24 protein-coding genes and 2 tRNA genes are annotated in these 26,255 nt (G+C 70.0%); 10 read left to right on the forward strand and 16 right to left on the reverse strand.

Going from position 1 to position 26,255, the window contains the following annotated elements:
- Window positions 1–182 precede the first annotated feature (182 nt).
- Window positions 183–809, reverse strand: a complete 627-nt coding sequence (locus C4B68_RS13465; RefSeq protein WP_099499787.1) for an alpha/beta hydrolase family protein — start codon at window positions 807–809, stop codon at window positions 183–185.
- Window positions 809–1,624, reverse strand: a complete 816-nt coding sequence (locus C4B68_RS13470) for an SOS response-associated peptidase (protein ID WP_099499786.1) — start codon at window positions 1,622–1,624, stop codon at window positions 809–811. Before C4B68_RS13470 ends, C4B68_RS13465 begins: the two co-directional genes overlap by 1 nt.
- Before the next feature lie 49 nt (window positions 1,625–1,673).
- On the opposite strand from C4B68_RS13470, the gene C4B68_RS13475 reads away from it, so the two are divergent.
- From C4B68_RS13475 to C4B68_RS13490, 4 genes are all read left to right on the forward strand, one after another.
- Window positions 1,674–2,396, forward strand: coding sequence for a M50 family metallopeptidase (locus tag C4B68_RS13475; RefSeq protein WP_099499785.1), 723 nt, complete (start codon window positions 1,674–1,676; stop codon window positions 2,394–2,396).
- 172 nt (window positions 2,397–2,568) lie between these two features.
- On the forward strand, window positions 2,569–3,909 hold the full coding sequence (gene aroA / locus C4B68_RS13480) for a 3-phosphoshikimate 1-carboxyvinyltransferase (protein WP_099499784.1): 1,341 nt from the start codon (window positions 2,569–2,571) through the stop codon (window positions 3,907–3,909).
- 16 nt (window positions 3,910–3,925) lie between these two features.
- Complete coding sequence (rsgA, locus tag C4B68_RS13485; RefSeq protein ID WP_099499783.1) at window positions 3,926–4,936, forward strand: ribosome small subunit-dependent GTPase A; 1,011 nt, start codon at window positions 3,926–3,928, stop codon at window positions 4,934–4,936.
- A 115-nt stretch (window positions 4,937–5,051) separates the two neighbouring features.
- On the forward strand, window positions 5,052–5,375 hold the full coding sequence (locus tag C4B68_RS13490) for a DMT family transporter (protein WP_099499782.1): 324 nt from the start codon (window positions 5,052–5,054) through the stop codon (window positions 5,373–5,375).
- A gap of 3 nt (window positions 5,376–5,378) precedes the next feature.
- Here the strand turns inward: C4B68_RS13490 and C4B68_RS13495 are convergent, their stop codons facing one another.
- On the reverse strand, window positions 5,379–5,981 hold the full coding sequence (locus tag C4B68_RS13495) for a TetR/AcrR family transcriptional regulator (RefSeq protein WP_099500019.1): 603 nt from the start codon (window positions 5,979–5,981) through the stop codon (window positions 5,379–5,381).
- 644 nt (window positions 5,982–6,625) lie between these two features.
- On the opposite strand from C4B68_RS13495, the gene hisN reads away from it, so the two are divergent.
- A complete protein-coding gene (gene hisN, locus C4B68_RS13505; protein WP_099499780.1) occupies window positions 6,626–7,426 on the forward strand; it encodes a histidinol-phosphatase in 801 nt (266 codons plus the stop codon).
- 232 nt (window positions 7,427–7,658) lie between these two features.
- A complete protein-coding gene (locus C4B68_RS13510) occupies window positions 7,659–8,051 on the forward strand; it encodes a CBS domain-containing protein (protein ID WP_099499779.1) in 393 nt (130 codons plus the stop codon).
- Window positions 8,052–8,107: 56 nt separating this feature from the next.
- On the opposite strand, the gene C4B68_RS13515 is transcribed toward C4B68_RS13510, so the two are convergent.
- A complete protein-coding gene (locus C4B68_RS13515) occupies window positions 8,108–9,559 on the reverse strand; it encodes a catalase (RefSeq protein WP_099499778.1) in 1,452 nt (483 codons plus the stop codon).
- Between the two features lie 171 nt (window positions 9,560–9,730).
- On the opposite strand from C4B68_RS13515, the gene C4B68_RS13520 reads away from it, so the two are divergent.
- Complete coding sequence (locus C4B68_RS13520) at window positions 9,731–10,147, forward strand: Fur family transcriptional regulator (protein ID WP_099499777.1); 417 nt, start codon at window positions 9,731–9,733, stop codon at window positions 10,145–10,147.
- Window positions 10,148–10,288: 141 nt separating this feature from the next.
- On the opposite strand, the gene C4B68_RS13525 is transcribed toward C4B68_RS13520, so the two are convergent.
- The 4 genes from C4B68_RS13525 to C4B68_RS13540 form a co-directional block, all read right to left on the reverse strand.
- Window positions 10,289–10,362: transfer RNA gene (locus tag C4B68_RS13525), tRNA-Met, on the reverse strand.
- Between the two features lie 254 nt (window positions 10,363–10,616).
- The gene (locus C4B68_RS13530) at window positions 10,617–12,467 is read right to left on the reverse strand and encodes a tetratricopeptide repeat protein (RefSeq protein WP_099499776.1); all 1,851 of its coding nucleotides are present in this window, start codon (window positions 12,465–12,467) and stop codon (window positions 10,617–10,619) included.
- Window positions 12,468–12,696: 229 nt separating this feature from the next.
- Window positions 12,697–12,770: transfer RNA gene (locus tag C4B68_RS13535), tRNA-Met, on the reverse strand.
- A gap of 42 nt (window positions 12,771–12,812) precedes the next feature.
- Window positions 12,813–15,791: a UPF0182 family membrane protein gene (locus C4B68_RS13540; protein WP_099500018.1), complete on the reverse strand. Its 2,979-nt coding sequence runs from the start codon at window positions 15,789–15,791 to the stop codon at window positions 12,813–12,815.
- A 164-nt stretch (window positions 15,792–15,955) separates the two neighbouring features.
- On the opposite strand from C4B68_RS13540, the gene C4B68_RS13545 reads away from it, so the two are divergent.
- Window positions 15,956–16,498 (forward strand): PPA1309 family protein, encoded by a 543-nt coding sequence (locus C4B68_RS13545; protein ID WP_167459082.1) that lies wholly within the window; start codon window positions 15,956–15,958, stop codon window positions 16,496–16,498.
- Window positions 16,499–16,543: 45 nt separating this feature from the next.
- Here C4B68_RS13545 and C4B68_RS13550 read toward each other — a convergent pair whose 3' ends face one another.
- The 4 genes from C4B68_RS13550 to C4B68_RS13565 form a co-directional block, all read right to left on the reverse strand.
- The gene (locus C4B68_RS13550) at window positions 16,544–17,638 is read right to left on the reverse strand and encodes a YlbL family protein (protein ID WP_099499774.1); all 1,095 of its coding nucleotides are present in this window, start codon (window positions 17,636–17,638) and stop codon (window positions 16,544–16,546) included.
- A 172-nt stretch (window positions 17,639–17,810) separates the two neighbouring features.
- On the reverse strand, window positions 17,811–18,014 hold the full coding sequence (locus C4B68_RS13555; protein ID WP_099499773.1) for a hypothetical protein: 204 nt from the start codon (window positions 18,012–18,014) through the stop codon (window positions 17,811–17,813).
- Between the two features lie 233 nt (window positions 18,015–18,247).
- Window positions 18,248–18,709, reverse strand: coding sequence for a molybdenum cofactor biosynthesis protein MoaE (locus C4B68_RS13560; protein ID WP_099499772.1), 462 nt, complete (start codon window positions 18,707–18,709; stop codon window positions 18,248–18,250).
- Window positions 18,710–18,951: 242 nt separating this feature from the next.
- Window positions 18,952–20,064, reverse strand: a complete 1,113-nt coding sequence (locus tag C4B68_RS13565) for an SDR family oxidoreductase (protein WP_099499771.1) — start codon at window positions 20,062–20,064, stop codon at window positions 18,952–18,954.
- Window positions 20,065–20,254: 190 nt separating this feature from the next.
- Here C4B68_RS13565 and C4B68_RS13570 point away from each other — a divergent pair, with 190 nt between their 5' ends.
- Window positions 20,255–21,688: a zinc-dependent metalloprotease gene (locus tag C4B68_RS13570; protein ID WP_099499770.1), complete on the forward strand. Its 1,434-nt coding sequence runs from the start codon at window positions 20,255–20,257 to the stop codon at window positions 21,686–21,688.
- Window positions 21,685–22,206 (forward strand): NUDIX hydrolase, encoded by a 522-nt coding sequence (locus C4B68_RS13575; protein WP_099499769.1) that lies wholly within the window; start codon window positions 21,685–21,687, stop codon window positions 22,204–22,206. Before C4B68_RS13570 ends, C4B68_RS13575 begins: the two co-directional genes overlap by 4 nt.
- 96 nt (window positions 22,207–22,302) lie before the next feature.
- Here C4B68_RS13575 and C4B68_RS13580 read toward each other — a convergent pair whose 3' ends face one another.
- The 4 genes from C4B68_RS13580 to C4B68_RS13595 all read right to left on the reverse strand — a co-directional run bounded on the left by C4B68_RS13580 (window position 22,303) and on the right by C4B68_RS13595 (window position 26,240).
- Complete coding sequence (locus C4B68_RS13580; protein ID WP_099499768.1) at window positions 22,303–23,058, reverse strand: AIM24 family protein; 756 nt, start codon at window positions 23,056–23,058, stop codon at window positions 22,303–22,305.
- Between the two features lie 16 nt (window positions 23,059–23,074).
- Window positions 23,075–23,755, reverse strand: a complete 681-nt coding sequence (locus C4B68_RS13585; RefSeq protein WP_099499767.1) for an AIM24 family protein — start codon at window positions 23,753–23,755, stop codon at window positions 23,075–23,077.
- 11 nt (window positions 23,756–23,766) lie between these two features.
- Window positions 23,767–25,521, reverse strand: coding sequence for a TerD family protein (locus C4B68_RS13590; RefSeq protein WP_099499766.1), 1,755 nt, complete (start codon window positions 25,519–25,521; stop codon window positions 23,767–23,769).
- 122 nt (window positions 25,522–25,643) lie between these two features.
- Window positions 25,644–26,240 (reverse strand): M48 metallopeptidase family protein, encoded by a 597-nt coding sequence (locus C4B68_RS13595; protein WP_099499765.1) that lies wholly within the window; start codon window positions 26,238–26,240, stop codon window positions 25,644–25,646.
- Between the last annotated feature and the right edge of the window lie 15 nt (window positions 26,241–26,255).

Below are 26,255 nucleotides of genomic sequence, written 5' to 3' on the forward strand. Positions count from 1 at the left end.
GCCGCCCGAATCGGGGCGTTCTTCGCCGCGAGCAGCATCGTCCAGTCCAGGTCAGCGCGGCTGCTGCGGCTCGGGCAGAAGGTCGAACCCATGCGGCGGACTTCCTCTCGTACGAACGGTTCAGCACGCGCCGTGCTGTCTGTTCCCCACAACAGAGGTCCGCCGCTCAGCATTCCCGGGTGTCACCCGAGTGACGCGGCCCACTCCACGACACCGTCGGTGACGATCTTCAGGGCCTCGGCCTGGTCGAGCGGAGCCCGTTTCGGCACGGCAAGGCCGTGATCCGCGTACGGAATCTCAACCAGTTCGTACGACCCCTGCGGGAACTCGTCGGGTTTCCCCCATGGATCGTTGCCGCCCTGGACGACGAGGGTGGGCACCCCGGAGCCGAGCAGTTCGTCGGCGCGGGACTTCTCCGGCTTGCCCGGCGGGTGCAGCGGGAAGCTGAGGGCGAGCACGGCGGCGGCACCGAGTTCCGTCGCCGTACGGCAGGCGACGCGGGCCCCGGCGCTGCGGCCGCCGGAGACCACGGGCAGTCCGGGCTTCGCCAGGGCCGGCCACAGTCCGCGCCAGCCCACGTCCAGCGTTTTCGGCGCGGGCGCCACCTTCTTGCCGGCCACCCGCCAGGGCTGCTCGACGAGCGCCACGGTGACGCCGTGCGCGGGCAGCGCCTGAGCCAGCGCCTGGAGGTCACGCACCTCGATGCCACCACCGGCGCCATGGCTGACGGCGAGCAGGAGCCTGGCCTTCCTCGCCTTGTGCCAGGTGATGCGCGCGGCGCCCGCATCCGTCTCGACGATCTCGCTCATCAGAAAAGTGTGCCCTCCTCGGGCCCCTCCAGCTCCTTCAACAGCTCCGGCCCGTTGTTGCGGACGTTGCTGACCGCCGTGGAGACGGGGTACGCGCGCATCAGCCCGGCGGGCGGCGGCGCGAGCAGCTCGCGGAGGCCGTCGACGTCCGTGCGGGCCGGGTCGAGCCAGGCGTCCCAGCGGTCCGGCGGGAGCATCAGGGGCATCCGGGGGTGGATGTCGGCCAGGGTGCGCGGGCCCTCGGCGGGCGCGATCGCGAGCGGCGAGGTCTCGGCCTCGGTCGTGATGACCGAGCACGTCACCCACCACGCCCGCGGATGGTCGTCGGGCAGCGTCTTGTCGCGCCAGAACTCGTACATCCCGGCCATCGCGAACACCGAGCCGTCCGCCGGTGTCACGAAGTACGGCTGCTTGCGCGGCCGCTTCTTCTTGCCCTCGACCTCCAGATCGCGCTCGGCCGCGGCGGTGACCCACTCGTAGTAGCCGTCGGCGGGGACGATGCAGCGCCGGGCGGCGAAGGCGCGGCGGTACGAGGGCTTCTCGTGCACCGTCTCCGCGCGCGCGTTGATCATCCGGGCGCCGCCCTCGGGCGTCTTGGCCCAGGACGGGACGAGCCCCCACTTGAGCTTGCGCAGCTGGCGAACCGGCTTCGGGCTGTCCGCGTCCTTCAGGGGACGGTCGAGGACGGCGTAGACCTCCTTGGTCGGGGCCACGTTGTAGTCCGGCTCCAAGGTCTCCTCGGAGTCCCACTTCTCGACCTCAAAGATTCCTGCGAGATTCTCGGGCCCCCGACTCGCTGCATACCGTCCGCACATACGTGCCACACTGCCAGATTCCGCGACACCGAGGGAGCCAACCCCGACTATGGACAGCACCGCAGCCACCTCGCTGGCAAGCCTCTGGGACGAGGTCTTCGGCAGCCAGCCGGACCCCGACCTGTGGGTGGTGATCGCCACCATGGTCGCCGCGCTGGCAGTGATCGTCCCGCACGGCGTCTGGCGCGTGTCCCGCAACGCCATCACCATCGCGCACGAGGGCGGCCACGGCCTGGTCGCGCTGCTCACCGGGCGCAGCCTCAGCGGTATACGGCTGCACTCCGACACCAGTGGCCTCACCGTCAGCCGCGGCAAGCCCACAGGGCCCGGCATGATCCTCACCGCGGCCGCGGGCTACACCGCTCCCCCGCTGCTCGGCCTCGGCGGCGCCGCGCTGCTCGCCGTCGGCCACATCACCGCTCTGCTGTGGCTGGCCACCGCCCTGCTCGTCGCCATGCTGGTGATGATCCGCAACGCATACGGCGCCCTGACCGTGATCCTCACCGGCGGCACGTTCCTGGTGGTGTCCTGGCTCACCGGCCCCCAGGTGCAGGCGGCCTTCGCGTACGCCGTAGTGTGGTTCCTCCTCCTCGGCGGGGTCCGCCCGGCCTTCGAACTCCAGGCCAAGCGGAGCCACGGGAGCGCGGGCGACTCGGACGCGGACCAGCTGTCACGGCTCACGCACGTCCCGGCTGGCCTGTGGCTATTCCTTTTCCATGCGGTATCACTGTGCTCATTGCTGGGCGGCGGCCGCTGGCTCCTGGAGGTCTGAAGCGCCCCGAAGTGGCGCGCGGCTGTGACCTCTTGCAGCTCCGCTGCGTGAGCGCGACCAGCCACAACGGAGCCGCACGCTCCAAACCGGTTCCCCAGCGGAACGCTTTGGTTCGGATTTCGCCGCTTTTGATCAAGATTTCCATCCATCCCCAGCCACTAAAGTGGGGCGCATGACCGCTAACCCCGCCCACACCGCCCTCTGGCCCGCCCCGCACGCGAGCGGAGCCGTCGACGCGACGGTCCACGTGCCGGGGTCCAAGTCGGTCACCAACCGCGCTCTCGTGCTGGCCGCGCTGGCCTCCGAGCCGGGCTGGCTGCGCCGCCCGCTGCGCTCCCGCGACACGCTGCTGATGGCGGGCGCGCTGCGCGCGATGGGCGTGGGCATCGAGGAGACGGTGGCGTCCAGCTCCACGGTCGCCGCGGGCCCGGACGCCTCCGGCGAGGCCTGGCGGGTCATCCCTTCGGGTCTGGCGGGCCCGGCCACGGTCGACGTGGGCAACGCCGGCACCGTGATGCGCTTCCTTCCGCCCGTCGCCGCGCTGGCCGACGGCCCCATCCGCTTCGACGGCGACCCGCGTTCGTACGAGCGCCCCCTGAACGGCGTGATCGACGCGCTGCGCGTACTCGGCGCCCGTATCGACGACGACAGCCGCGGCGCGCTGCCGCTGACCGTGTACGGCGGGGGCGCCCTGGACGGCGGCCCGGTCGAGATCGACGCGTCGTCGTCCTCGCAGTTCGTGTCGGCCCTGCTGCTCTCCGGCCCGCGCTTCAACCAGGGTGTCGAGGTCCGCCACATCGGCTCGACGCTCCCCTCCATGCCGCACATCCGGATGACGGTCGACATGCTGCGCGCGGTCGGCGCCCAGGTGGACACCCCGGAGTCGGGCGGCGAGCCCAACGTCTGGCGGGTCACGCCGGGCGCGCTGCTCGGCCGCGACCTGATCGTCGAGCCGGATCTGTCGAACGCACAGCCGTTCCTGGCGGCGGCCCTGGTGACCGGCGGCACGGTCGTCATCCCCGACTGGCCCGCGCGCACCACCCAGCCGGGCGACAAGCTGAGGGAGATCTTCACCGAAATGGGCGGTACCTGCGAACTGACCGAGAGCGGCCTGCGGTTCACCGGCTCGGGCTCGGTCCACGGCATCGACGTGGACCTGAGCGAGGTCGGCGAGCTGACCCCGGGCATCGCGGCGGTCGCGGCCCTGGCCGACTCCCCCTCGACCCTGCGCGGCGTGGCTCACCTGCGCCTGCACGAGACGGACCGCCTGGCCGCGCTCACCAAGGAGATCAACGAGCTCGGCGGCGACGTCACCGAGACCGCCGACGGTCTGCACATCCGCCCCCGCCGATTGCACGGCGGCATCTTCCACACGTACGACGACCACCGCATGGCCACCGCGGGCGCGATCGTCGGCCTGACCGTGGAGGGCGTACAGATCGAGAACGTGGCGACGACGGCGAAGACCCTTCCGGACTTCCCCGACCTGTGGGCCGGGATGCTCGGGAACTGACGGGCGGACCGGGATCATGCGCCGTTACGGCAAGCACACCGACGAGGACGACATCCGCAGCCGCCCCAACCCCAAGGGCAACCGTCCGCGTACGAACATCCGCCCCAAGCACGAGGAGGCGGCCGAGGGCATGGTCCTCACGGTCGACCGCGGCAGGCTGACATGCCTCGTCGACGACCGGACCGTGCTGGCGATGAAGGCCCGCGAACTGGGCCGCAAGGCGGCGGTGGTCGGCGACCAGGTGGCCCTCGTCGGCGATCTGTCCGGCAAGAAGGACACCCTGGCCCGCATCGTCCGCATCGAGCCGCGCAGCTCCGTACTGCGCCGCACGGCCGACGACGACGATCCGTACGAGCGCGTGGTCGTCGCCAACGCCGACCAGCTCGCCATCGTCACCGCCCTCGCCGACCCGGAGCCGCGCCCCCGTCTGATCGACCGTTGTCTGGTGGCGGCCTTCGACGGTGGCCTCACCCCCCTCCTCGTGATGACGAAATCGGACCTGGCCCCGCCGGACAAACTCCTGGAGCTGTACGGCGCGCTGGACATCCCGTACCTCGTGACCAGCCGCGAGGAGCTGGAGAACGGCGGCGCCGCCGACCGCGTACGCGAACAGCTGGACGGCAGGATCACGGCGTTCGTCGGCCACTCGGGCGTCGGCAAGACGACCCTCGTCAACGCGCTCGTCCCCGAGGAGCGGCGGCGTACGACCGGACACGTCAACGCGGTGACGGGCCGCGGCCGGCACACCACGACGTCGGCGCTCGCGCTCCCCCTGGCCGACGACGAGGGCTGGGTCATCGACACCCCGGGTCTGCGCTCCTTCGGCCTGCACCACGTCAATCCGTCCCGGGTCATCCACGCGTTCCCCGACCTCGAACCCGGCACCGAGGGCTGCCCGCGCGCGTGCAGCCACGACGAGCAGGACTGCGCCCTGGACCAGTGGGTGACAGACGGTCACGCGGACCCGGCCCGGCTCTATTCTCTGCGCAGGCTGCTGGCGACGCGGGAGCGGAAGGAAGGCGACTGATTCCGCCGTGACCTCCGCGTTGTTTGCGCTCGTGCCCCTCCGGTAAGGGCTTAGCCGGTCGGTGAATGCATAATCACACCAAGCAGTCGACGTGCGACGGCGGGAGGACTGGGACATGGCGTGGCTGCTGGTAGTTGTGGCGGGACTGCTGGAAACCGGCTTCGCGGTCTGTCTGAAGCTCTCGCACGGCTTCACCAGGGTCTGGCCGACGATCGCGTTCTGCGCCTTCGCGCTGGGCAGCTTCGGCCTGCTGACCCTCGCCCTGAAAAAGCTCGACGTCGGCCCGGCGTACGCCGTCTGGACCGGCATCGGCGCGGCGGGCACCGCCCTCTACGGCATGATCTTCCTCGGCGACCTGGTCTCCACGCTCAAGATCGTCTCGATCAGCTTGGTGATCATCGGGGTCATCGGGCTGCAGCTGTCGGGCTCGGCCCACTGATCCTCAGACCAGCCGGGGCCACGGGGCCAGCGCGGCCTTCACCAGATCCGTGACCCCGCCCTCACCGGGCGGCGCCGCGACACACGACAGAGCGAGCCGGACGACGAGTTCACAGGAACGGGCCAACTCGGCGCTGTCCGCCTTGGAGGCGCCCAGCGTGGCCACCGCACGATCCCGCACCAGCGCCACGAAGTCGGAGGGCGAGGGCAGCGGCCCGTCGGCCCGCCGCTGCGCGGGCACCGCGGACGCCGACGGCACCGCCGAGAGCGTCGGCGAGGGCAGCCGCTCGCTCCAGCACCCGGTCAGCATCGCCCGTACCAGCGCATTGCTCCGCGCGGCCGACGCGGTCCACTCGGCGGTCGCGACCAGCCGCTCCTGTGCGTCCGCATGCATGGCGAGCGCCCGCTCGACCCCCGCGAGATAGGCATCGGCCTCCCGCCGCACCAGAGCACGCGCGAGCCCCTCTTTGCTCCCGAACTCGTTGTACAGCGTCTGACGTGACACACCAGCCACGGCGGCCACATCGACCATCCGCACCGCAGACCACGCACGACGCGCGAGCGCCGTATAGGCGGCATCCAAGAGGGATTCCCGCGCTGCAGGCATCATCGCCTCCCTAGGGCGACCGACTCTGCAGCTCAGATTTGACGCGCACAGAACCACTGTCAAGGGTTCGCGACACCTCCGAGGGCGCCCGCAAGCGACCACCGGGGCCCCAAGCACCGGCACTCCCTCGCATCGGAGCCCGCCAACGCACCGAAGGGGCCGTGCCGGAACGTCCGCCCGCAGCGGCTGGCGCGTCAACGCCGGCTCCTCACACCCATCCGATTCCGCGCCAGACCGAGGGCGGATGCTCCGGCACGGCCCCGACTCACAACGGACAGCAGGCAAACCGAGACGAGCCCGCAGCCGCGATCCGGGGCGAGGACCCGCGATCCGGTGCCCGGGGCGCAGGACACGGCACGGGGCACGGGCGCCAGGCGGCACGGGGTGAGGGGCCCAGGGGCACGGGGCCAGGGGCACGGGAGGCCAGCGGCCCGGGGGCACGGGGCCAGGGGCCCAGGGGCACGAGACGCCAGCGGCCCGGGGGCACGGGGCCAGGGGCACGCGACGCCAGCGGCCCAGGGGCACGGGGCCAGAGGCACGAGACGCCAGCGGCCCGGAGCCCGGAGAACCGGCCCCCAGGCCCGGCCGTGATGATCCCCCGTCCGGTGTAGCCCCGCCCCGAGCCGGGCAGATACGGTTCGGTCATGCCCGACTATCGCGATGACCTGCGCCTCGCCCACGTCCTCGCGGACGCCGCCGACGCCGCGACGATGGACCGGTTCAAGGCGCTCGACCTGAAGGTCGAGACCAAGCCGGACATGACGCCGGTGAGCGAGGCGGACAAGGCCGCCGAGGAACTCATCCGCGGCCAGCTCCAGCGGGCGCGACCGCGCGACGCGATCCTCGGCGAGGAGTACGGCATCGAGGGCACGGGCCCACGCCGCTGGGTAGTCGACCCGATCGACGGCACCAAGAACTACGTACGCGGCGTCCCCGTCTGGGCCACGCTGATCTCCCTGACGGAGGCGGGCGAGGGCGGCTACCAGCCGGTCGTCGGCGTCGTCTCCGCCCCCGCGCTCGGCCGCCGCTGGTGGGCGGCGAAGGGCCACGGCGCGTTCACGGGCCGCAGCCTGTCGTCGGCGTCCCGCCTCCACGTCTCGCGGGTCTCGAAGCTCGCGGACGCCTCCTTCGCGTACTCCTCCCTCAGCGGCTGGGAGGACCAGGGCCGCCTCGACGGCTTCCTCGACCTCACGAAGGCCGTCTGGCGCACCCGCGGATACGGCGACTTCTGGCCGTACATGATGGTCGCCGAGGGCTCGGTCGACATCTGCGCGGAGCCCGAGCTGTCGCTCTGGGACATGGCGGCGAACGCGATCGTCGTGACCGAGGCGGGCGGCTCCTTCACCGGCCTCGACGGCCGCCCGGGCCCGCACAGCGGCAACGCCGCCGCGTCGAACGGCATCCTCCACGACGAGCTGCTGGGGTACCTGAACCAGCGCTACTGAACCGAGCCCCTGGCCGGCCCCAAGAACCCCCTGCGCAGCCCCGGGAAACCCGCTGGGCAGAGCAGGAAAACCCCTGGGGGGCACCCCAGGAACCCCCTGAGCGCCCCGAACTCACCGCACACGCCCCCTTGTTGACCCTCCCTTTGCCTGCGACTCTGAGAGTCCCCCCACTTGTGAATTTGTGAATCCGTTCGCAAGCGACCCGGCGGATTCGTAGGAGGTGGCTCCGTTCATGCTCGTCCGCGACGCCATGAGCACGGTGGTCCTCACCATCGGCCCGGCACACACCCTTCGCCAGGCGGCCCGCCTGATGTCCAAACGCCGCGTCGGCGCGGCCGTCGTCCACGACGAGGACTCCAGCGGCCTGGGAATCATCACCGAGCGCGACATCCTCAACTCATTGGCCCTGGGCCAGGACCCCGACACCGAGACCGCAGGCACCCACACCACCACCGACGTCGTCTTCGCCGCTCCCACCTGGACCCTGGAGGAGGCCGCGACGGCGATGTCACACGGCGGCTTCCGCCACCTGATCGTGCTCGATTCCAGCGGCCCGGTCGGCATCGTCTCGGTCCGCGACATCATCCGCTGCTGGGCCCCGGCGCGACAGCACGTACCCGCCTGAGCACACGTACGGCGCCTGTGCGGACACCATCCGCACAGGCGCCGTACAAGGAGCCGTCAGCCCCGCAGGGTCTGGACCGCGGCCTCAAGGCGCTTGCCGAAGTCCCCGTCCGCCTGGCGGAAGTTGTTGATCGCGCGCTCGGCGATGTCGTCACGGGAGACCTTGGCGATGAAGCCCGCCAGGTTCTCGATCAGACGGTCCTTCTCGTCCTCGGACATCAGACGGTAGAGGTTGCCCGCCTGCACGAAGTCGTTGTCCTCGGCGTGCGAAGGGGCGGCGGTCTCACCGGTGTGGCCGGTCACCGCGATCGGCTGCCAGAGCGGCCGGTCCGTCTGGAACGGCCCGCCGAAGCTGTTGGGCTCATAGTTCTTCGCACCGCCGTGGCGACCGTCGTACAGGAAGCCGTCACGCGAGTGGGTGCGCGCCTCGGTGGCGTGCGGACGGTTCACCGGCAGGTGGTCGGCGTTGATGCCGACGCGGTACCGGTGGGCGTCGCCGTACGCGAAGAGACGGCCCTGGAGCATCTTGTCGGGCGAGGGCCCGATGCCCGGCACGAAGTGAGACGGGGAGAAGATGCTCTGCTCGACCTCGGCGAAGATGTTCTCCGGGTTGCGGTTGAGCTCCAGCTTGCCGATCTCGATCGGCGGGTAGTCCTCGTGCGGCCACACCTTGGTGAGGTCGAACGGGTTGAAGCGGTACGTCGCCGCGTCCGCCGCCGGCATGATCTGCACCTGCACGGTCCAGCTCGGGAACTCACCGCGCTCGATGGCCCCACGCAGGTCGCGCTGGTGGGAGTCGGGGTCCTCACCGGCGAGCTTGTTGGCCTCGGCCTGGGTGAGGTTCTTGATGCCCTGGTCGGTCTTGAAGTGGTACTTGACCCAGAAGACCTCGTCGGCCTCGTTGTTCCACTGGTAGGTGTGCGAGCCGTACCCGTTCATGTGCCGGTAGGACGCGGGAATACCGCGGTCACCGAACAGCCAGGTCACCTGATGCGTGGACTCGGGAGACAGCCCCCAGAAGTCCCACACGTTGTCCGCTTCCTGGCTGCCCGTGTACGGGTCGCGCTTCTGCGTGTGGATGAAGTCGGGGAACTTGATGGCGTCCTTGACGAAGAACACCGGGGTGTTGTTGCCGACGAGGTCGTAGTTGCCCTCTTCGGTGTAGAACTTCAGCGCCCAGCCACGCGGGTCACGCACGGCGTCGGCCGCGCCGAGGTTGCCGGCCACGGTGGAGAAGCGCAGGAAGGTCTCGGTCTGCTTGCCGACCTCGGAGAGGAACTTGGCTCGCGTGTACTGCGTGACATCAGCGGTGACCGTGAAGGTGCCATAGGCGCCGGCGCCACGGGCGTGCACGACACGCTCCGGGATGCGCTCACGGTTGAAGTGGGCGAGCTTCTCAAGAAGGAGCTGATCCTGAACGAGGACCGGGCCGCCGACGCCCGCGGTCTCGCTGTTCTGGTTGTCGGCTACCGGAGCACCGGCCTCCGTCGTAAGCGGTCCCTGCGTCACGTGCGCCTCCTGCGTCGTTCCGTGCTGTTCCTGTCCCTTGCACCACACGGCTAAGGACGAACTCGATCCTACAGACGAACTCGATCCTACAATGGACAATGTCTAAGTCAAACTGAGCTCCAAAGTCACACTCATTCGTATTCTGGTCCTCTTGCTGATAGGCTGATCCTCATGAGTGACCTGCTGGAACGGCTGCGCGGACGCGGATGGCGGATGACCGCGCAGCGGCGTGTGGTGGCCGAGGTCCTCGACGGCAATCACGTCCATCTGACGGCCGACGAGGTACATGCGCGTGCTGTCGCCAAGCTGCCCGAGATCTCCCGGGCGACCGTCTACAACACGCTGGGTGAGCTGGTCTCACTCGGCGAGGTGCTGGAAGTCGCCACGGACAAGCGCGCCAAGCGGTACGACCCGAACGCGCACCGTCCGCACCACCACCTGGTCTGCGCCCAGTGCGGCGCGATCCGCGACGTCCACCCGAACGGCAACCCGCTCGCCGACCTCCCGGACTCGGAGCGCTTCGGCTTCACGGTCTCGGACGTCGAGGTGACGTACCGCGGCGTCTGCCCGAACTGCGCGGCGGCGTAAGAACTCCCACGAAGGCCCCGGCACCTGAAGGTGCCGGGGCTTTTCGCTGCCGTTCGCCGTTCACTGCGGTTCGCTGCCGTCGGAACGCCGAACATGCCGAAGGCCCGGATCCAAGATCAGGATCCGGGCCTTCGGTTTCAGTAGCGGGGACAGGATTTGAACCTGCGACCTCTGGGTTATGAGCCCAGCGAGCTACCGAGCTGCTCCACCCCGCGTCGGTGAACTGAACATTACGTCACCGGTGTGGACCAGCGCAAATCGCTTAACCAAGCACCGCGCCCGGCACCGTCCAGCCCGTCCGGCGCTTGAGATTTTCAGCCCGCCCGGCACCATTCAGCCCGTCCGGCGTTTGAGGACGAGCGCGAAGCGCGATACGGGGGGCCTGGGGGGGCCGAGCCCCCCAGATACGGGACGGGCAGGGGCTGAGGGGGGCGGGGCGAGCCCCTCCCCCTCAGCCACAGCGGTAGCGTCACGCCGACAACTCCTCCCGCAACGCATCCCGCAACCGAGCCGCCCGCTCCCCCACCTCCGCAGGCCCCAGGGACACGGCCCGGTCGGCCCACCACTGCCCCTCCGCCAGCTCGCCCCGCCGCGCATAGACGAGCGCGAGCCGAAGCGCCGCCCGCCCATGCCCCGCATCCGCCGCCCGGGTCCACCACAGCGCGGCCTCCGGCTCACTCCCCTCCCGCGCCAGCAGCAGCCCGAGATTGAAGGCCCCGTTCCGGGACCCGGCCTCGGCGGCCTCGCGGTACCACCGAGCCGCCTCCACCACGTCGCCCCGCGCGGCGGCCAGCATCCCGACACGCACCTGCGCCCGGCGATGCCCCTGGGACGCCGCCCGCTCGTACCACTCCTCGCACTCGCTCTTCTGCTGCGCGGGCTCGCCCAGCTCATGAGCCGGCGCCGGCGGCTGCCGCGCGTCGAGCACGGCGGCAAGCCGGTACGCGGCCTCCGCGCTGCCGCCCCCCGCCGCACACCGCAGATGCCGCTCGGCCGCCCGCTCGTCCCCCTCCCGCAGCCGCGCGATGGCGACCTGGAGCGCGGCCTCGGTGTGCCCGGCGGCGGCGGCACGCTCGTACCACCGCAGCGCCGCCGCCTCATCGGCCTCGGTCCCCCGCCCGGCGTACAGAATCCCGAGATTGAACGCGGCGTCCACACTCCCGGCCTCCGCGGCCTTGGAGAACCACGGCTCGGCCCCGGCAGAGTCGCCGACCTGCAGCAGCAAAATCGCCAAGGCGTTGGCGGCCTCGCGGTGACCCGCGTACGCGGCCCGCCGGTACCACTGCTCGGCCTGCGCGGTCCGTCCCTGCTCGGCGCAGAGGAGCCCGAGGTTGTACGCCCCGTTCACATCACCCGCGTCCATGGCGGCGCGGTACCAGCGCTCGGCGGTCTGCGTCTCACCGTTCTCGGCGTGCAGCGCCCCCAGGGCGTTCGCCGCGTTGCCGTCACCGTCCTGCGCGGCCCGCAGCCACCACACGGCCGCGCTCTCCGTGTCCCCCGCGTCCCGCAGCAGGAACCCGAGCGCGCACGCGGCCCGCGCCTCCCCGTCCTTGGCGGACGTCAGATACCAGCGCCCGGCCTCCTTGAGGTCGCCCCGCTTCTCGAGAATCGCTCCGAGGTGCAGCGCGGCCCGCCGGTGCCCGCGTGCGGCGGCCTGCCGGTACCACTGTTCGGCCTCTTCGCCCGCGGCACCGATGACGCCGTTGTCGCCCATGGCCTCGCCCGAGTCCAGGGCCTTGCGATCAAGAGCGCGCGCCAGCCGGTACGCGGCCTCGCGGTGCCCGCGTTCGGCGGCGGCCCGCATCCACTGCTCCGCTCCGACGTCGCCGCGGTGCTCCAGCAGATCGGCGAGCGCGTACGCGCCGAGCGCGTGTCCCTGCTCGGCGGACTGGCGCAGCCAGTACTCGGCGGCGGGCTCGTCGCCGCGCTCGCGGTGGTACCGCCCGAGCGCGTGCGCGGCGGCCGCGGAGCCCGCGACGGCGGCGATCCGCCACCATCCGGCGGCCTCGTCGGCGTACCCGCGCTGGTGCAGGAGGACACCCAGGTTGTTGGCGGCGGCGCGGTCACCGGCGGCGGTGGCAGCGCGCAGCTGAGGCTCGGCTCCGTCGAGGTCACCGCGGCGCAGCAGCATGGCGCCGAGGACACTCATCGCCTCGACGTCGCCGGCTTCGGCGGCGAGCCGCTGGCGTACTTCCTCGACAGCCTCGCCGGTTTCGTCCCGGTCGGAAGGCTGCGTGAATTCCGCAGGCTGCACAAAATCAGCAAGCTGCGCAAACCGCCCTGTATCCAACAGAGTTGCCTTGTCCCCCATAACGTCCATCGTCGCACCACCTGCAACCTGGGTACATCTGGTATACCGCAGCGAGTGAGGTCACTTCAGCGTTTTGTCGACATGCCCACAGAGAGACAAGTCAAACACAGTTTTCCCAACTCCCCACGCAGGCAGCGGCACTTCGCACGAGTCACCAGGTCACCACGGGTGGCCCGGCGCGTCGGCGCACACGCCGAAGGCCCGGATCCATGATCAGGATCCGGGCCTTCGACTTCAGTAGCGGGGACAGGATTTGAACCTGCGACCTCTGGGTTATGAGCCCAGCGAGCTACCGAGCTGCTCCACCCCGCGCCGTTGTGTCTCAACCGTACCACGGCGCGGAGGGGCTCCCGATCAACCGCTGCCGGGGCTCGGGCTGCCGCTCGGCTCGCTGCTTTGGGCGCTGGTCCGGTCGCTGCCCTTGTCGCTGCTTTGGCCGCTGCTCTTGTCGGGGTTCTTGCTGGCGCTGTTGCCGGTCCTGTCCGCCTCGGCCTGCGCGTCCTCGGCCCGCTTCAGCGCGTCCTCAAGATCCTTCTGCGCCTGCCCGTATGCCTCCCAGTCGTACTCCTTCAAGGCTTTCTGGCCTGCTTCGAAGGCCTTCTGGGCGTCGTCGAGCGCCTCTTGGACCGTCGGGTTGCTCGACGTGGGCGGCTTGGTGGTGCCCTCCTCGGGCGGCGGAGCGGTCGTACCGTCAGCTCCGAAGACCTTGTTGAGCGCCTCACCGAGGGTGTTCTCGAAGGCGGTGCTGCCTCCGTAGGTCACCAACACCTTGCGCAGCAGCGGGTACTTGAGGTCACCACCGCGTACGTAGACGGGCTCCACGTACAGCAGTCCTCCGTCGAGCGGAACCGTCAGCAGGTTGCCGTACTCGACTTCCGAGTCGCCGCCTCTCAGGAGCCTGATGGACTCGGCGATGGCCGGCTCGGAGTTGAACTGGCTCTGCACCCGCTTCGGTCCGTCGACGGTTTTGCCCGTCGGCAGTTTCAGGATGCTGATCTTGCCGTATTCGCTCGTGCCCGCTTCGGCGTTGACGGACACGAAGGCGCTCAGGTTGTCACGGCCGTTCGGCGTCAGCGTCGTCGTCAGCGAGAACGCCTGCGACGTCTCGCCGGGCAGCTTCATGCTCAGGTAGTACGGCGGCACCGCGCTGCCCGACTTGTTGGTCGGGTCGTCCGGGACCTGCCACACCTCGCTGCCGCTGAGGAACGTCTCCGCGTCCTTCACGTGGTAGCGGGTCAGCAGCTCGCGCTGGACCTTGAACAGGTCCTGCGGGTACCGGAGATGATCCATCAGCTCCGGGGAGATCGAGCGCTTGGGCTCCACCGTGTTCGGGAACGCCTTCATCCAGGTCTTCAGTACCGGGTCCTCGGTGTCCCACTGGTAGAGCTTGACCTCACCGGTGTACGCGTCGACGGTCGCCTTCACCGAGTTGCGGATGTAGTTGACCTGGTTCTGCTGGGCCACCACCGCGCGCTGGTTGTTGGCCGCCGTCAGCGAGTCCGCCGTCGTGTCACCGAGGGTCGTACGGGAGGCGTACGGATAGCCGTTGGTGGTCGTGTACGCGTCGACGACCCACTGGATCTTCTTGTTGACGACCGCCGGATAGGCGTCACCGTCGATGGTCAGCCAGGGAGCCACCGCCTCGACGCGCTCCTTGGGAGTGCGGTTGTAGAGGATCCGCGAACCGTCACCGATCGCACCCGAGTACAGGATCTGCGGCTCGCTGAACGCCACCGCGTACGCGGCCCGGTTGAGCGGGTTGGCGAGGTTGACCCCGCTCTTGCCCTTGTAGCTGGTGGTCTTCTCACCGCTGTCGTCGGAGTAGTCGATCTCCTTCTGGGGACCGCCGACGATCGAGTACTGGCTGGTCTTCTCGCCGTAGTAGATCTGCTGCTGATACGTGCCCAGGTCGCCCCTGGACGGCAGGTCGTACTCGGTGAAGACCGGGCGGCCCTCGTCGTCGGCCGTGGTGCCCTTGGCCGCGACGGCGCCGTATCCGTGGGTGTAGCGGAAGTGGTCGTTGATCCAGTTGTTCTTCGGAATGCCCTGGAGGTTCAGCTCGCGCAGACCGATGACCGTGTCCTGGGCCTTGCCGTCCTTGGTGTAGCGGTCGACGTCCAGGTTCAGCGGGAAGCCGTAGTAGTTCCGCACCTGCTGGAGCTGCTGGAAGGTCGGCGACGCGACGTTCGGGTCCATCAACCGGATGCTCGCGGCGGTATCGGCGTCGTCGCGCAGCTTGGTCTTGTCCTTGGTGTTGCTCGAGCCCGGGTAGTCCGTGACGTCGGTGCCGTCGATCCCGTATGCCTCACGGGTCGCCTTCAGGTTCTTCTCGACGTACGGCGCTTCCTTGGCCTGCTCGTTCGGCTGGACCTGGAACTTCTGGACGATCGCCGGGTACAGGCCGCCGATGAGGATCGCGGAGAGCACCATCAGGCCGAAGCCGATGACGGGCAGCTGCCAGGTGCGCCGCCACAGGGTGGCGAAGAAGAGCAGCGCGCAGATGACCGCGATGCAGAACAGGATCGTCTTGGCGGGCAGATACGCGTTCGCGTCGACGTACCTGAGGCCCGTCCAGTTGCCCGTCGCCTTGAAGTCACTGGACTTCACCGCGAGCCCGTACCGGTCGAGCCAGTAGGCCACCGCCTTCAGCGCGACGAAGATGCCGAGCAGCACGGAGAGATGGCCGGTGGCGGCGGCCGTGGCGCGCGCCCCCGGGCTGGTGATCCGCAGTCCCCCGTACAGGTAGTGCGTGAGCGCCGCGGCGATCAGCGAGAGCACGGCGGCCGCGAAGCCGAAGCCGAGCAGGAAGCGGTACCAGGGCAGGTCGAAGGCGTAGAAGGAGACGTCGAGGTGGAACTCGGGGTCCTTCTGGTTGAAGGGCACCCCGTTCACCCACATCAGCCACGTACGCCACTGGCCCGAGGCGGACGCGCCGGCGATCAGCCCGACCAGGGCCGTGATGCCGAGCAGCAGCCACCTCTTGTAGGGCGCGATGCTCATCCGGTACCGGTCGAGGCTCTGCTGCTCCATCGACATGGCACTCAGCGGCGGGCGCAGCCGGTGCGCCAGCCAGATGTTGAAGCCGACCGCGGCCGCCATCAGCAGACCGAAGACGAAGAAGAGACCGATCTTGGTCCACAGGGTCGTCGTGAAGACGGACGAGTAGTGAACCGACCGGTACCAGAGCCAGTCCGTCCAGAACCCCGCGAACATGACGAAGACCATGGCCAGCACGGCCAGCACGCCCAGCGTCATGAGCAGGGTCCGGACACGCCGGGACGGTCGGCCCACTCTGATCCGTGGCCCTGTCGGGCCTCCGCCGCGGTCCGGCATCTGGAAAGCCAAGGTCCACACCTCGAAGTTCGCTGTTGATCCGTCAGGCCCCCCTGATGGTGGACCGTCCGTAAGGCTCCGAGATCGCGGAGCCTCATCTATGCAACTTACTCACGCTTTACTCGGTTCCCGGATTCGGGTACGAACGAGGCAGGATTGTGACCATGTCCAACACTCCCATGGCAGCGAACCCGCTCACCCGGGCCGTACTCGAGATCGACGAGTACGCCTCCGGCCTGGGCTGGGACCAGCCCGCTCGCCTTTTCGCCCTCGTAGACACCGCGCGACTGCGGACCCAGGAACCCGGCCTCGCGGCCCAGCTCGGCCTGGAGAACGAGCAGGAGACCACCGGTCTCACCCCCATCGAGCAGGACGAGATCCCTGCCGACAAGCCGCTGGACGAGTTCCTCGGCACCATCGCCTGGCCGGACGCCGTGGTCGGCTGCGCGCTCACCGTGGAGCGGCTGATGCTGCCGCCGTCCGCGGAGGCCTCCGTCCCGCAGGGCCTGAGCGGGAAGAAACTCACGAAGTGGGTCGCCGAGCACCCGGACCGTCAGGAGGTACGCATGACGGTCGGCGTCCTGCGCGACGGCACCCGCGACTCGGCGCTCCGCCTGCGCGAGAAGGATGCGCCGACGGAGGTGCTCACGGGGTCGGACCTGGTGCCGGGCCTCGCGGAGGCGCTGTCGGCGACGTTCGCGGAGTAGTCCCCGGGCCTGCCCGGCGGACTGCTTGGCGAACTGCACGGCGGACTACTTGGTGGTGCACTCCGGCAGGTCGGCCGTCCTGCCGGAGTTGATGTCCTTGAGGGCGCTCATCGCGTCGTCGATGGTGTCGACCTTGACGAGCGTGAGCCCCTCGGGGGTGTCCATCGCGGCGGCCGCGCAGTTGTCCTTGGGCGTCAGGAAGTACTGGGCGCCCTTCTCGCGCGCGCCGACCGTCTTCATCGCGATGCCGCCGATCGGGCCGACCTTGCCGTTGTCGTCGATGGTGCCGGTGCCCGCCACGAACGTGCCGCCGGTGAGGTTGCCCGGGGTGAGCTTGTCCACGATGCCGAGCGCGAACATCAGGCCCGCGCTCGGTCCGCCGACGTCGGCGAGCTTGATGTCGATGGTGAACGGGAACGTGTGGTCGGTCCCGGCCGAGATCCCGACGATCGCCCGGTCCGTTCCGCCGTCGTCGGACTTGGCCGTGGTGATCGTCACGTCCTTGGTCACGGTCGCCGTCTTGTTCTCCTTCTCGGCGGCGGCCTGCTCCTTGGCGGGAACGATCGTGAAGACGACCTTGTCGCCCGGCTTGTGCTCGGTGACGAGCTTCGCGACGTCGTCGGGTGCCTTCACCGTCGTACCGTCGACGGCCTTGATGACGTCCCCGGCGTGCAGCCTGCCTTCGGCCGGGGAGCCCTTGAGCACGGTGGAGACGATCACCCAGGACTTCACCGGGATGTCCAGCTCCTTCAGAGCCGCCACCTTGGCGCTCTCCTGGGACTGGCTGAACTCCTCGGCGTTCTCCTGCGTCGACTGCTCCTCGGTCTTGCCGTCCGGGTAGAGGGTGTCGTGCGGCACGACCCTGTTGTCATGCGCGAGCCACCCGTACACGGCCTCGACGAGGTTCATGTTGTAGTCGGCGCTGGTGACGCGCACCGTGGTCATGTTCAGGTGCCCGGTGGTCGGATACGTCTTGCGCCCGGAGATCTGCAGCACCGGCTCGCCGTCGTGCTCGCCCAGCGTGTTCACCGTGGGGCCCGGTGACATCTCCGAGTACGGCACTTTGATGAACACTCCCGCGCACAGGAGCGCGATCAGGATCAGAGTGGAGGCGAGCATCGTCGCGGTGCGGCGTGGCATGGAACGACAGTACGGGACAGTGCTGTCAGTGCACCGTCGGGGCCGTCCCTACGAGGGCGGACGGGGCGTGCGTACGAGGGCGGACCGGGCACGCGTACGAGGGCGTTTCGTACCAGGGCCGTGCTGATGAGGTGGGCCGGGGGCGCGCGTACGGGGGCCGGCGCGCGCGGGCTCAGAGGGCGTCGGAGGGGGACTTCTCCCTGGGTCGAACCCTTTCGGCGGTCTCGGCCCTCTCCATGGCTTCACGGAAGCGCATGTATCCCGCGAGCTCCATGTCGTCTCCCGCCGCCTTGCGATTCCGGCCGGCCCAACTGCCCCACAGTCCGGCACCGATCGCGGCGATAAGCGGAATCAGCAACCAGGCGAGCGCCGCCATGTCGACCTCCCAACCCCATGAGCGACCGCAACTGAGTGATCAGCAGATTAACCATCCACTGCGTTAACGCTCACGGCAGGGCCCCGGTTACGCAACCGGAGGGCGAGAGGGTGGTTGCTCAGCCCTCGGGGGCGTCCTTGGAGGCGTCCATGGGGGGCGGGTTGGTCAGCCCTCGGCGGCGTCCTCGGGGGCAGGTCGGTCAGCCCTCGACGGTGAGGAGAGGCCGGTCGGGCTCAGCAAGCACCGACCCATTCCTCCGTACCGTCGGAGAACTTCTGGTGCTTCCAGATCGGCACTTCGTGCTTCAGGTCGTCGATGAGCTTGCGGCACGCCTCAAAGGCCTCACCACGGTGCGGACACGACACCGCGACGACGACGGCGAGATCCCCGACACCCAGTTCCCCGACACGATGAACGGCGGCCAACGCCCGCACGGGATACTCGGCGACCACCTTCTCGGCGATCCGCCGCATCTCCGCCTCGGCACTGGGATGACACGAATACCCCAGCTCATCGACATCGGCGCCGCCGTCATGATTCCGGACGGTCCCCACGAACAGCGCGGTCCCTCCGGCGGAGTCGTCCCCCACGGCCTTGAAGACCTCGTCCAGAGAGAGCGGCGTCTCACGAATGGCGATCAACTTGATCGCGTCCTGCGCCGCCTGCTCACCGGGATGATCGTTCGTGAATGCCATGCCCCCATCGTGCCCCACGCCACTGACAACACGAAATGGACAGATCCTGCAGCCCGTCCGGCGTTTTTTCGAGGACGGGGCCGGCATGTCTCAGCCGGTCCGGCGTGCGAGGACGAGGCCGGCATCTCTCAGCCCGTCCGGCGTGCGAGGACGAGCCGTTCAGGCCGAAGCGGAGGGCTGGGGGCGGCAGACCCCAGCTTCGGGAACGGGCAGCGGCGGCGGGGGCGAAAATCCCTCGGTCCTCAGACCCCCCGCCGAGCCTTCCGAGCCCGCCGCACCACGGCAGCCGCACCCAGCAGAGCGACCGTCGCCCCCGCGGCTCCCGCCGCGGTCGCGTCCTTCCGCCCGAGCCGCCGCCCCGCCACGGTATGCCGCCCGGCAACCTCTTCCAGCAGCTCCTCGAGAACCTCCTCATTGGTCCACTGCGGCCGCCACCCGGCGTCATGCAGCCGACTCCCGCTCACCACCCAGGGATACATCGTGTAGGCCAGATCCCCGGCAGGCGAAGGAGTGAGCCCAATCCGGTGAAGCCGGGCGGCCGCCCCCAGAGCGACCGCGGACGGCAACTCCATCCGCCGGATCCCGCTCAGCTCCTCGACCTCCTCCTGCTCCAGCCACCCGTCGCACCCGACGGCCAGTTCCCCGTCCACCTTGTCGACGACGGCGTACTCCAGGGCGCTGCACAGATCCTCGACATGGCAGAACTGCCAGGCGGGCCGCGACCCCGCCACCACCAACAGCCGCGGCGACTCGAAGTACCTGGTCAGAGCGGTGTCGGTGCCTCCGACCAGCACGGCGGGCCGTACGACGGTGACATTAAGTCCGGGATGCGCTCGTGGCGCCCGCCGCGCGAGCCGCTCGATCTCCAGGAGGTCACCGACCCCCGTGGCCTCGGCCGTCGCCCGCAGTTCGGCGTCTTCGGAGAGGGGCAGTTCGTTGTCCGGCAGCGCCCCGTAGACCATCGCGGAGGTGCACAGCACCACCCGGTGGACCCCGGCCGCCGCGGCCGCCGTGAGAACGGTCTGAGTCCCCCGGACGTTGTACGCCGTCCGGGCCGCCGCGTCCGTCTCCAGATCGAGGTCCAGGGCGAGGTGCACCACGACGTCCGCGCCGCGCAGCTTCTCGGCGATCGCCGGGTCCCGCACGTCCAGGATGTGCCAGTGGGCGGCCGCGCACTCGCCGCGCCGCTCGTCGATGGCGATGACCTGCTTGATCTCCTCGCTCGCGGCAAGCCGCTCGGTGAGCAGCGCGCCCACGCCCGACGCGGCTCCGGTGACCGCGACGACGGGTCCGCGGGCGGTCGGGCTGGTTGAGTGGTTTCGCGCTGCGCGAACCTGTGGATCTGGGGAACTCACCGGGCGTCTCCAGCGGTTGTCTTCAGTAACGGCCGCGTGAGACGCGTCCGTACCAGGTGGCATCCATCCTGCCGCAGGCCGGGAGTCGGCGAAGCATCGAGGCCCGATCGGGCTGGGGTGTCTACGCTGGGTGGTGTTGTGGGCAGCCGCCGTCGGAACGAACCGGCGGCCTTACCAGCCGAGGAACCCCGTGAGTGACACCCCATTCGGATTCGGCCTTCCGCCGGAGGAGCCGGAGAACGGCGACGAGGGCAAGAAGAAGGACCAGCAGGGCGGCGGTGGTGGTCAGGGACCGTTCGGTTTCGGGCTGCCCGGAGCCGGCGGTCCCGGAGCGGACAATCCGCTCGCAGCCATGTTCGGATCCATGAACCCCAACGACCTGGGCGCCGCGTTCCAGCAGCTGGGCCAGATGCTCTCGTACGAGGGCGGCCCGGTGAACTGGGACATGGCCAAGCAGATCGCCCGCCAGACGGTCTCCCAGGGCACCGCTGACGGCACCAAGGACGCGAGCGTCGGCCCCGCCGAGCGCATCGCGGTCGAGGAGGCCGTGCGCCTGGCCGACCTGTGGCTGGACGACGCGACGTCCCTGCCCTCCGGTGCGGGCTCCGCCCTGGCGTGGAGCCGCGCGGAGTGGGTCGAGGCGACCCTTCCCGTGTGGAAGGAGCTCGTCGACCCGGTGGCCGAGCGCGTCGGCGCGGCCATGGGCGACGTCCTGCCGGAGGAGATGCAGGCCATGGCGGGCCCGCTCATCGGCATGATGCGCTCCATGGGCGGCGCCATGTTCGGCACGCAGATCGGGCAGGCCCTGGGCGTGCTCGCGGGCGAGGTCGTCGGCTCGACCGACATCGGCCTGCCGCTCGGCCCGGCCGGCAAGGCCGCGCTGCTGCCGCTGAACATCGAGTCGTTCGGCAAGGACCTGGGCATCCCCCAGGAGGAGGTGCGGCTCTACCTCGCCCTGCGCGAGGCCGCCCACCAGCGCCTCTTCGCGCACGTGCCGTGGCTGCGCTCGCACCTGTTCGGGGCGGTCGAGGGCTACGCGCGCGGGATCAAGGTCGACACGGCCAAGCTGGAGGACGTGGTCGGCCAGTTCGACCCGCAGAACCCCGAGGAGCTGCAGCAGGCGCTCCAGCAGGGCATGTTCCAGCCGGAGGACACCCCGGAGCAGAAGCTCGCGCTGGCCCGCCTGGAGACGGCTCTCGCGCTCGTCGAGGGCTGGGTGGACGCGGTCGTGCACGCGGCCGCCAAGCCGCGTCTGTCGTCCGCGGACGCGCTGCGTGAGACGCTCCGCCGCCGCCGTGCCACGGGCGGTCCCGCCGAGCAGACCTTCGCCACGCTGATCGGCCTGGAGCTGCGTCCGCGCCGGCTGCGGGACGCGTCGCGCCTGTGGGCTTCGCTCACCGACGCGCGTGGTGTCGACGGCCGTGACGGCCTGTGGGCCCACCCGGACATGCTGCCGACCGCGTCCGACCTGGACGACCCGGACGGCTTCGTGCACCGCGAGCAGCTGGACTTCTCCGAGATCGACAAGATGCTCGGCGAGGCGGCGAGCGGCTCCGGTGACAAGCCGAATCTGAAGAAGGACGACGCCGCCGAGGACGGCGCAAAGGGCGACGAGGCCGAGTGACCCTCCACGACGACGCGGTCCTCGTACTGAAGAGCTACGAGGACCAGGAAGAGCTGCGCCAGGCCTACCTGGACCACCTCGCCGGGCACCCCGACGGCACCTGGAAGTCCTGCACGTCCGGGCATGTCACGGCGAGCGCCCTGGTTATCGACCCGCCGCGCGGCCGGGTCCTGCTGACGCTGCACCGCAAGCTCCAGATGTGGCTCCAGATGGGCGGCCACTGCGAGCCGGACGACGCGACGCTGGCCGCCGCGGCGCTGCGCGAGGCGACCGAGGAATCCGGGATCCCGGGCCTGACGCTGCTGTCGGGCGGTCCCGTCCGTCTGGACCGGCATCCCATCCCGGACCCGTGCACCCAGCACCTGGACGTGCAGTACGCGACGCTCGCCCCGGGGAAGACGGAGGCGGCGATCAGCGACGAGTCTCTGGACCTGCGCTGGTTCACGTACGACGAGGTCGCGCAGGTGGCCGACGCGTCGGTCGTACGGCTCGTCGAGGCGACCCGCGCACGGCTGTGACCGCGTACGCGACCAAGGTGTAAGGCGACCAACGTGTAAGGGGCGACCGCCCATTGGCGGTCGCCCCTTACGTTTGCTTCCTGGACGGTCGGGCGCTCAGCTCCAGACGTTGCCCTGGTTCTGCCCGTGCGCCCCGTGCTGGCCCATGCCGTACTGGGCGCGCACCCCCTGGCCGATCACGGCGTTCTGCGGCGGCAGCAACTCGCTGGGCTGGATGAGCGCGTAGCCCTGGCCCATGAAGCTGAGCTCCCAGCCCTCACCGGTGTTGCCGCGCCGCCGCCACACTCCGGAGGAGTGGGTCTGTGCCTGCATCTGTACGCGCAGACTCGTGGACCACGCGACGATCGCGTCGGCGTCGCAGTTGACGTACCGGTCCGGCGTGACCTGCATCATCAGCGGCATTCCGGAGGTCATCAGCGCGACCTTGCCGCGCCCCGTGATGTTGAGCTGGTACTTGCCGGAGCCGGAGATGCCGTACTGGCTGTCCACGGCGATGACTTCGTGGTGCAGCCCGGAGTCCATCGCCAGGACGTAGCTGCTGTCGACGGTGAGGCCGTCCTGGTCCACGTCCATGACGTGCACGTGCTGGGCGAGGTTGGCGAGGTAGACCGTCCCCTGCCCGTGACAGCGCATCAGGTCGAGGCCCTCACCGGTGTGCGCACGCGCGCGGCCCTGGCTGTTGCTCTGGTACTCGGCGTCGAACTCGACGAGGCCCTGGTACGCGACCATGGTGCCCTTGCGGGCGAGGATGTCGTCGTGGCCCTCCAGGGCCACGCGCAGCATCTGCTTGTTCTGCAGGCTCCAGCGCTCCTGGGTCTGCTGTTCGTTGTAGCCGAAAATCGGGCTCTGCATGGTGTGTGGCTCCCCCTCAGCCCCGGATCCGGAGGCGGTCGGTGCTGTCCTCGCTGGGCTGGACGACGACGATGCCCTGCCCGGAGAACGCCATCTGGAACGCCTCGCCGCTGCCGCGTCCGATCAGCGACTGCGCCTTGAAGCTGCGCTTGCCCTTCACCTTGAGGTTCGGGGACCAGGCGACGAGCGCGTCCGGATCGACGTACGTCTCGTCCTCACCTCTGCCGCAGTCGACGACGATCGGCTTGCCGCGGGAGGTCAGCGCGACCCAGCCCTGGCCGGAGATCTTGGTGTTCCACAGGCCCTGTCCGGCGAACTTGGCGAGCCCCTTCACCCGCTCCACGCCCCACTGGAGGTGCGCGTCGAAGGCGAGCAGGTTGGTGGCGTTGACGGAGATCGCGTCCCCGTTGAGGTTGATGACGACGACGTTCGCTCCGTAGTCGGAGAGGTAGAGCAGGCCGTCACCGGAGCACTTCATCAGGGGCGCGCCCTCGCCGGTGGCCCAGTCGCGTGCGATCTGGCGTACGGCGGGCGGGTTGGGCTCGTACTGGACGAACCCTTCGTAGGCGACCATCGACCCCACGCGCGCGAGGAGGTCGTTTCCGGTCTGCATGGCGACCTTCAGCATGTGGTTGCCGTGGTTCTCCATGCGGGCGGAGACGGGGGCCGGGGCGAAGCCCGCGAGTGGCTGGTTCATGACGGGCTCCCTCAGACCTCGTACGGCTGGACGACGATGAAATTGCCGGGCGCGGCACGGAATTGCAGGTTCACGCTCTCCCCGGAGTCGCCCGGATAGGCGTTGCGGCGCATCCGCACCTGGCTGGAGACGACCACCTGCGCGGCCGCGGACCAGGCGACCACGGCGTTGCAGTCGGCGAACGTAGTGGGCGTCACGGGCAGGACGACGGGCGCGCCGTGCGTCTTCACGACGATGGTGCCGGTGCCCTGGAACTGCATCGTGAACAGCGCGCCACCAGGGATGCCGTGGCCCTCGATGCGGCGGACCTCGTACTGGAGGGACTCGTCGAAGGCGAGGACGTTCTCCGCGGAGACACAGATCGCGTCGCCCTGGAGCTCGATGGGGTGCAGCATCGTGGAGTCCTCGGCGAGGAACACCTGGCCCTGGCCGGTACAGCGCATCAGCTGCATCTCCTGGCCGGTCGCGTTGCCCACGACACGCCCGGCGAAACCGGCGCCCTTGTAGCTGAAGTCAACCTTGCCCTGGTAGAGCACCATGCTGCCCTGGCGGGCGAGGACGGGCTGCCCGCCGATGCCGAGGTCGACGCGGACGAGCTTCTTGTTCTGCTGCGTCCACCGCTGACCGGTGGGCGTCTCCTTGAAGGCCCCCAGCGCGGCGGCCACACCGGCACCGCCCTGCGGGGCGCCCTGGGGCACGCCATACGGAGCGGGGGCGGGGGCGCCGGGCTGGCCCGGGTAGTGTCCGGGCGCCTGGCCCGGGACCTGGCCGTACGGCGGCTGCTGACCGTAACCGGGGGGCGCGGCCGGCGGCTGCTGACCGTAGCCCGCCGGGGCAGTCGGGGCCTGCTGGCCGTAACCGGGCGGCATGGGAGCCGTCTGGCCGGGGGGCTGCTGGCCGTAGCCGGGCGGTGGACCGGGCTGCGCGGGCGGCTGCGCGTACGGTGCGGGGCCCGGCGGAGGCACGGTACCGCCCGGCGGCGTGTGCAGAGGCGCGGCGATGGTCGGCGCGCCGTGCACCGAAGGCGCGGCCGGCGCCGGGGCGGGGGGCGGCGTGGCTCCCGGAGGCGGTGCGAAACCCTGCGCGGCGGGCTGCGGCGCCGGGGCGGGAGCGGGCGTGGGCGTCGGCGCGGGCGCGGGCTCTGCCGGGGCGGCGAAGGCCGGCGGCGCGGCGGTCTGGGCTGGCGGGGCGAAGCCCGGCGCGGCACCGGCCTGCGGCTGCTGCGCGGCGGGCTGCTCCTCGGCGACCTCGCCGCCGAAGTTCTTCAGGAGCGCGTCGAGGCCGCCGTCGAAGCCCTGTCCCACGGCGGCGAAACGCCAGACGTCCTTCAGGTAGAAGTCGCCCAGCATCACGGCACGTTCCGTGGAGAACTCCGCGCCGCTGAACGAGTACCGGGCCACCTCCACGCCACCCGCGACGACACGGAGGTAGCCGGGAGCGATCTGCGACATCTGCCCGGCACCGTCGATGGTCGCCGTGAACGACAGCTTCTGGATCTTCGCCGGTATCCGGTCGAGCGTGACACGGAAGGACTCCGTGTCGCCCGACTGGGCACCGAGCAGCTGGATGGACTCTTCCGGGGTCTTCGGCTGGTTGAAGAAGACGAAGTACCGGTCGTCCGAGAGCCGTTCGTCGGCGTCCAGACCGAAGCAGCTGATGTCGAAGGTCAGTCCGGGGCCGTTGATCTGCACGCCTACGTACAGATCGGTGCCCGCGGTGAGGTCACTGATCCTGGCCTTGTGGCCGCGTTGGAATTCCCTGGCCATGCGTAACGACCGTCCCCCATCCCGAATGCGAGTGCGTCGCGTCAGGCTAACGGGAATCTCCGGCGGCGGACGAAGCCGGTACAGACCCGGTACACAATCGCCCTACGAAGGCCGGAGCGCCTCTACTCCTCGCGCGCGGCGGGCAGATGGGGCAGCCGGTCGGCGGCGACCACGCCTTCGAGGTAGCCACGCGCACGCTCGGTGCGCGGATACGCCTCGAGGAGACGCCAGAAGCGGGGACCGTGTCCGGGCACGAGCAGGTGGGCGAGTTCGTGGACGAGGACGTAGTCGACGACGTACTCGGGCATGCCCTGCAACCGGTGCGACAGACGGATGCTGCCCTCGGACGGGGTGCACGACCCCCAGCGCGTGTTCTGGTTGGTGACCCAGCGCACCGACGTGGGCCGGGCGCGGCCGTCGAAGTACTGGCCCGACAATCGCTCCGCGCGTTCGGCCAGCTCGGCGTCGCCGAGCACCCTCTTGTTCTCCTGGGCGGCCAGTTTGTCGAGCATGACGGTCACCCAGCGCTGCTCCTCCGCCTCGGACATGCGAGCGGGGATGAGCACGACGGTGCGATCGCCCTCGCGGTACGCGGAGACCGTTCTGCGCCGTCGCGCGCTCCTGCGAACCTCGATCGCGCTCGCCCCCGAGCCGCTTGGCGGCGGGCTCGTCGTGCTGCGCTGTGGTTTTCCGGCGCGGTGCAGTGGGTCGGCGGGCACGCCCCGACGTTACCT

The organism is Streptomyces dengpaensis (genome assembly GCF_002946835.1).
Lineage (GTDB): Bacteria > Actinomycetota > Actinomycetes > Streptomycetales > Streptomycetaceae > Streptomyces > Streptomyces dengpaensis.

Coding starts and splice junctions, on each gene's coding strand:
- C4B68_RS13465 (WP_099499787.1), bottom strand. CDS start 809: ATGAGCGAGATCGTCGAGACGGATGCGGGCGCCGCGCGCATCACCTGG.
- C4B68_RS13470 (WP_099499786.1), bottom strand. CDS start 1,624: ATGTGCGGACGGTATGCAGCGAGTCGGGGGCCCGAGAATCTCGCAGGA.
- C4B68_RS13475 (WP_099499785.1), top strand. CDS start 1,674: ATGGACAGCACCGCAGCCACCTCGCTGGCAAGCCTCTGGGACGAGGTC.
- aroA (WP_099499784.1), top strand. CDS start 2,569: ATGACCGCTAACCCCGCCCACACCGCCCTCTGGCCCGCCCCGCACGCG.
- rsgA (WP_099499783.1), top strand. CDS start 3,926: ATGCGCCGTTACGGCAAGCACACCGACGAGGACGACATCCGCAGCCGC.
- C4B68_RS13490 (WP_099499782.1), top strand. CDS start 5,052: ATGGCGTGGCTGCTGGTAGTTGTGGCGGGACTGCTGGAAACCGGCTTC.
- C4B68_RS13495 (WP_099500019.1), bottom strand. CDS start 5,981: ATGCCTGCAGCGCGGGAATCCCTCTTGGATGCCGCCTATACGGCGCTC.
- hisN (WP_099499780.1), top strand. CDS start 6,626: ATGCCCGACTATCGCGATGACCTGCGCCTCGCCCACGTCCTCGCGGAC.
- C4B68_RS13510 (WP_099499779.1), top strand. CDS start 7,659: ATGCTCGTCCGCGACGCCATGAGCACGGTGGTCCTCACCATCGGCCCG.
- C4B68_RS13520 (WP_099499777.1), top strand. CDS start 9,731: ATGAGTGACCTGCTGGAACGGCTGCGCGGACGCGGATGGCGGATGACC.
- C4B68_RS13530 (WP_099499776.1), bottom strand. CDS start 12,467: ATGGACGTTATGGGGGACAAGGCAACTCTGTTGGATACAGGGCGGTTT.
- C4B68_RS13540 (WP_099500018.1), bottom strand. CDS start 15,791: ATGCCGGACCGCGGCGGAGGCCCGACAGGGCCACGGATCAGAGTGGGC.
- C4B68_RS13545 (WP_167459082.1), top strand. CDS start 15,956: ATGTCCAACACTCCCATGGCAGCGAACCCGCTCACCCGGGCCGTACTC.
- C4B68_RS13550 (WP_099499774.1), bottom strand. CDS start 17,638: ATGCCACGCCGCACCGCGACGATGCTCGCCTCCACTCTGATCCTGATC.
- C4B68_RS13555 (WP_099499773.1), bottom strand. CDS start 18,014: ATGGCGGCGCTCGCCTGGTTGCTGATTCCGCTTATCGCCGCGATCGGT.
- C4B68_RS13560 (WP_099499772.1), bottom strand. CDS start 18,709: ATGGCATTCACGAACGATCATCCCGGTGAGCAGGCGGCGCAGGACGCG.
- C4B68_RS13580 (WP_099499768.1), bottom strand. CDS start 23,058: ATGCAGAGCCCGATTTTCGGCTACAACGAACAGCAGACCCAGGAGCGC.
- C4B68_RS13585 (WP_099499767.1), bottom strand. CDS start 23,755: ATGAACCAGCCACTCGCGGGCTTCGCCCCGGCCCCCGTCTCCGCCCGC.
- C4B68_RS13590 (WP_099499766.1), bottom strand. CDS start 25,521: ATGGCCAGGGAATTCCAACGCGGCCACAAGGCCAGGATCAGTGACCTC.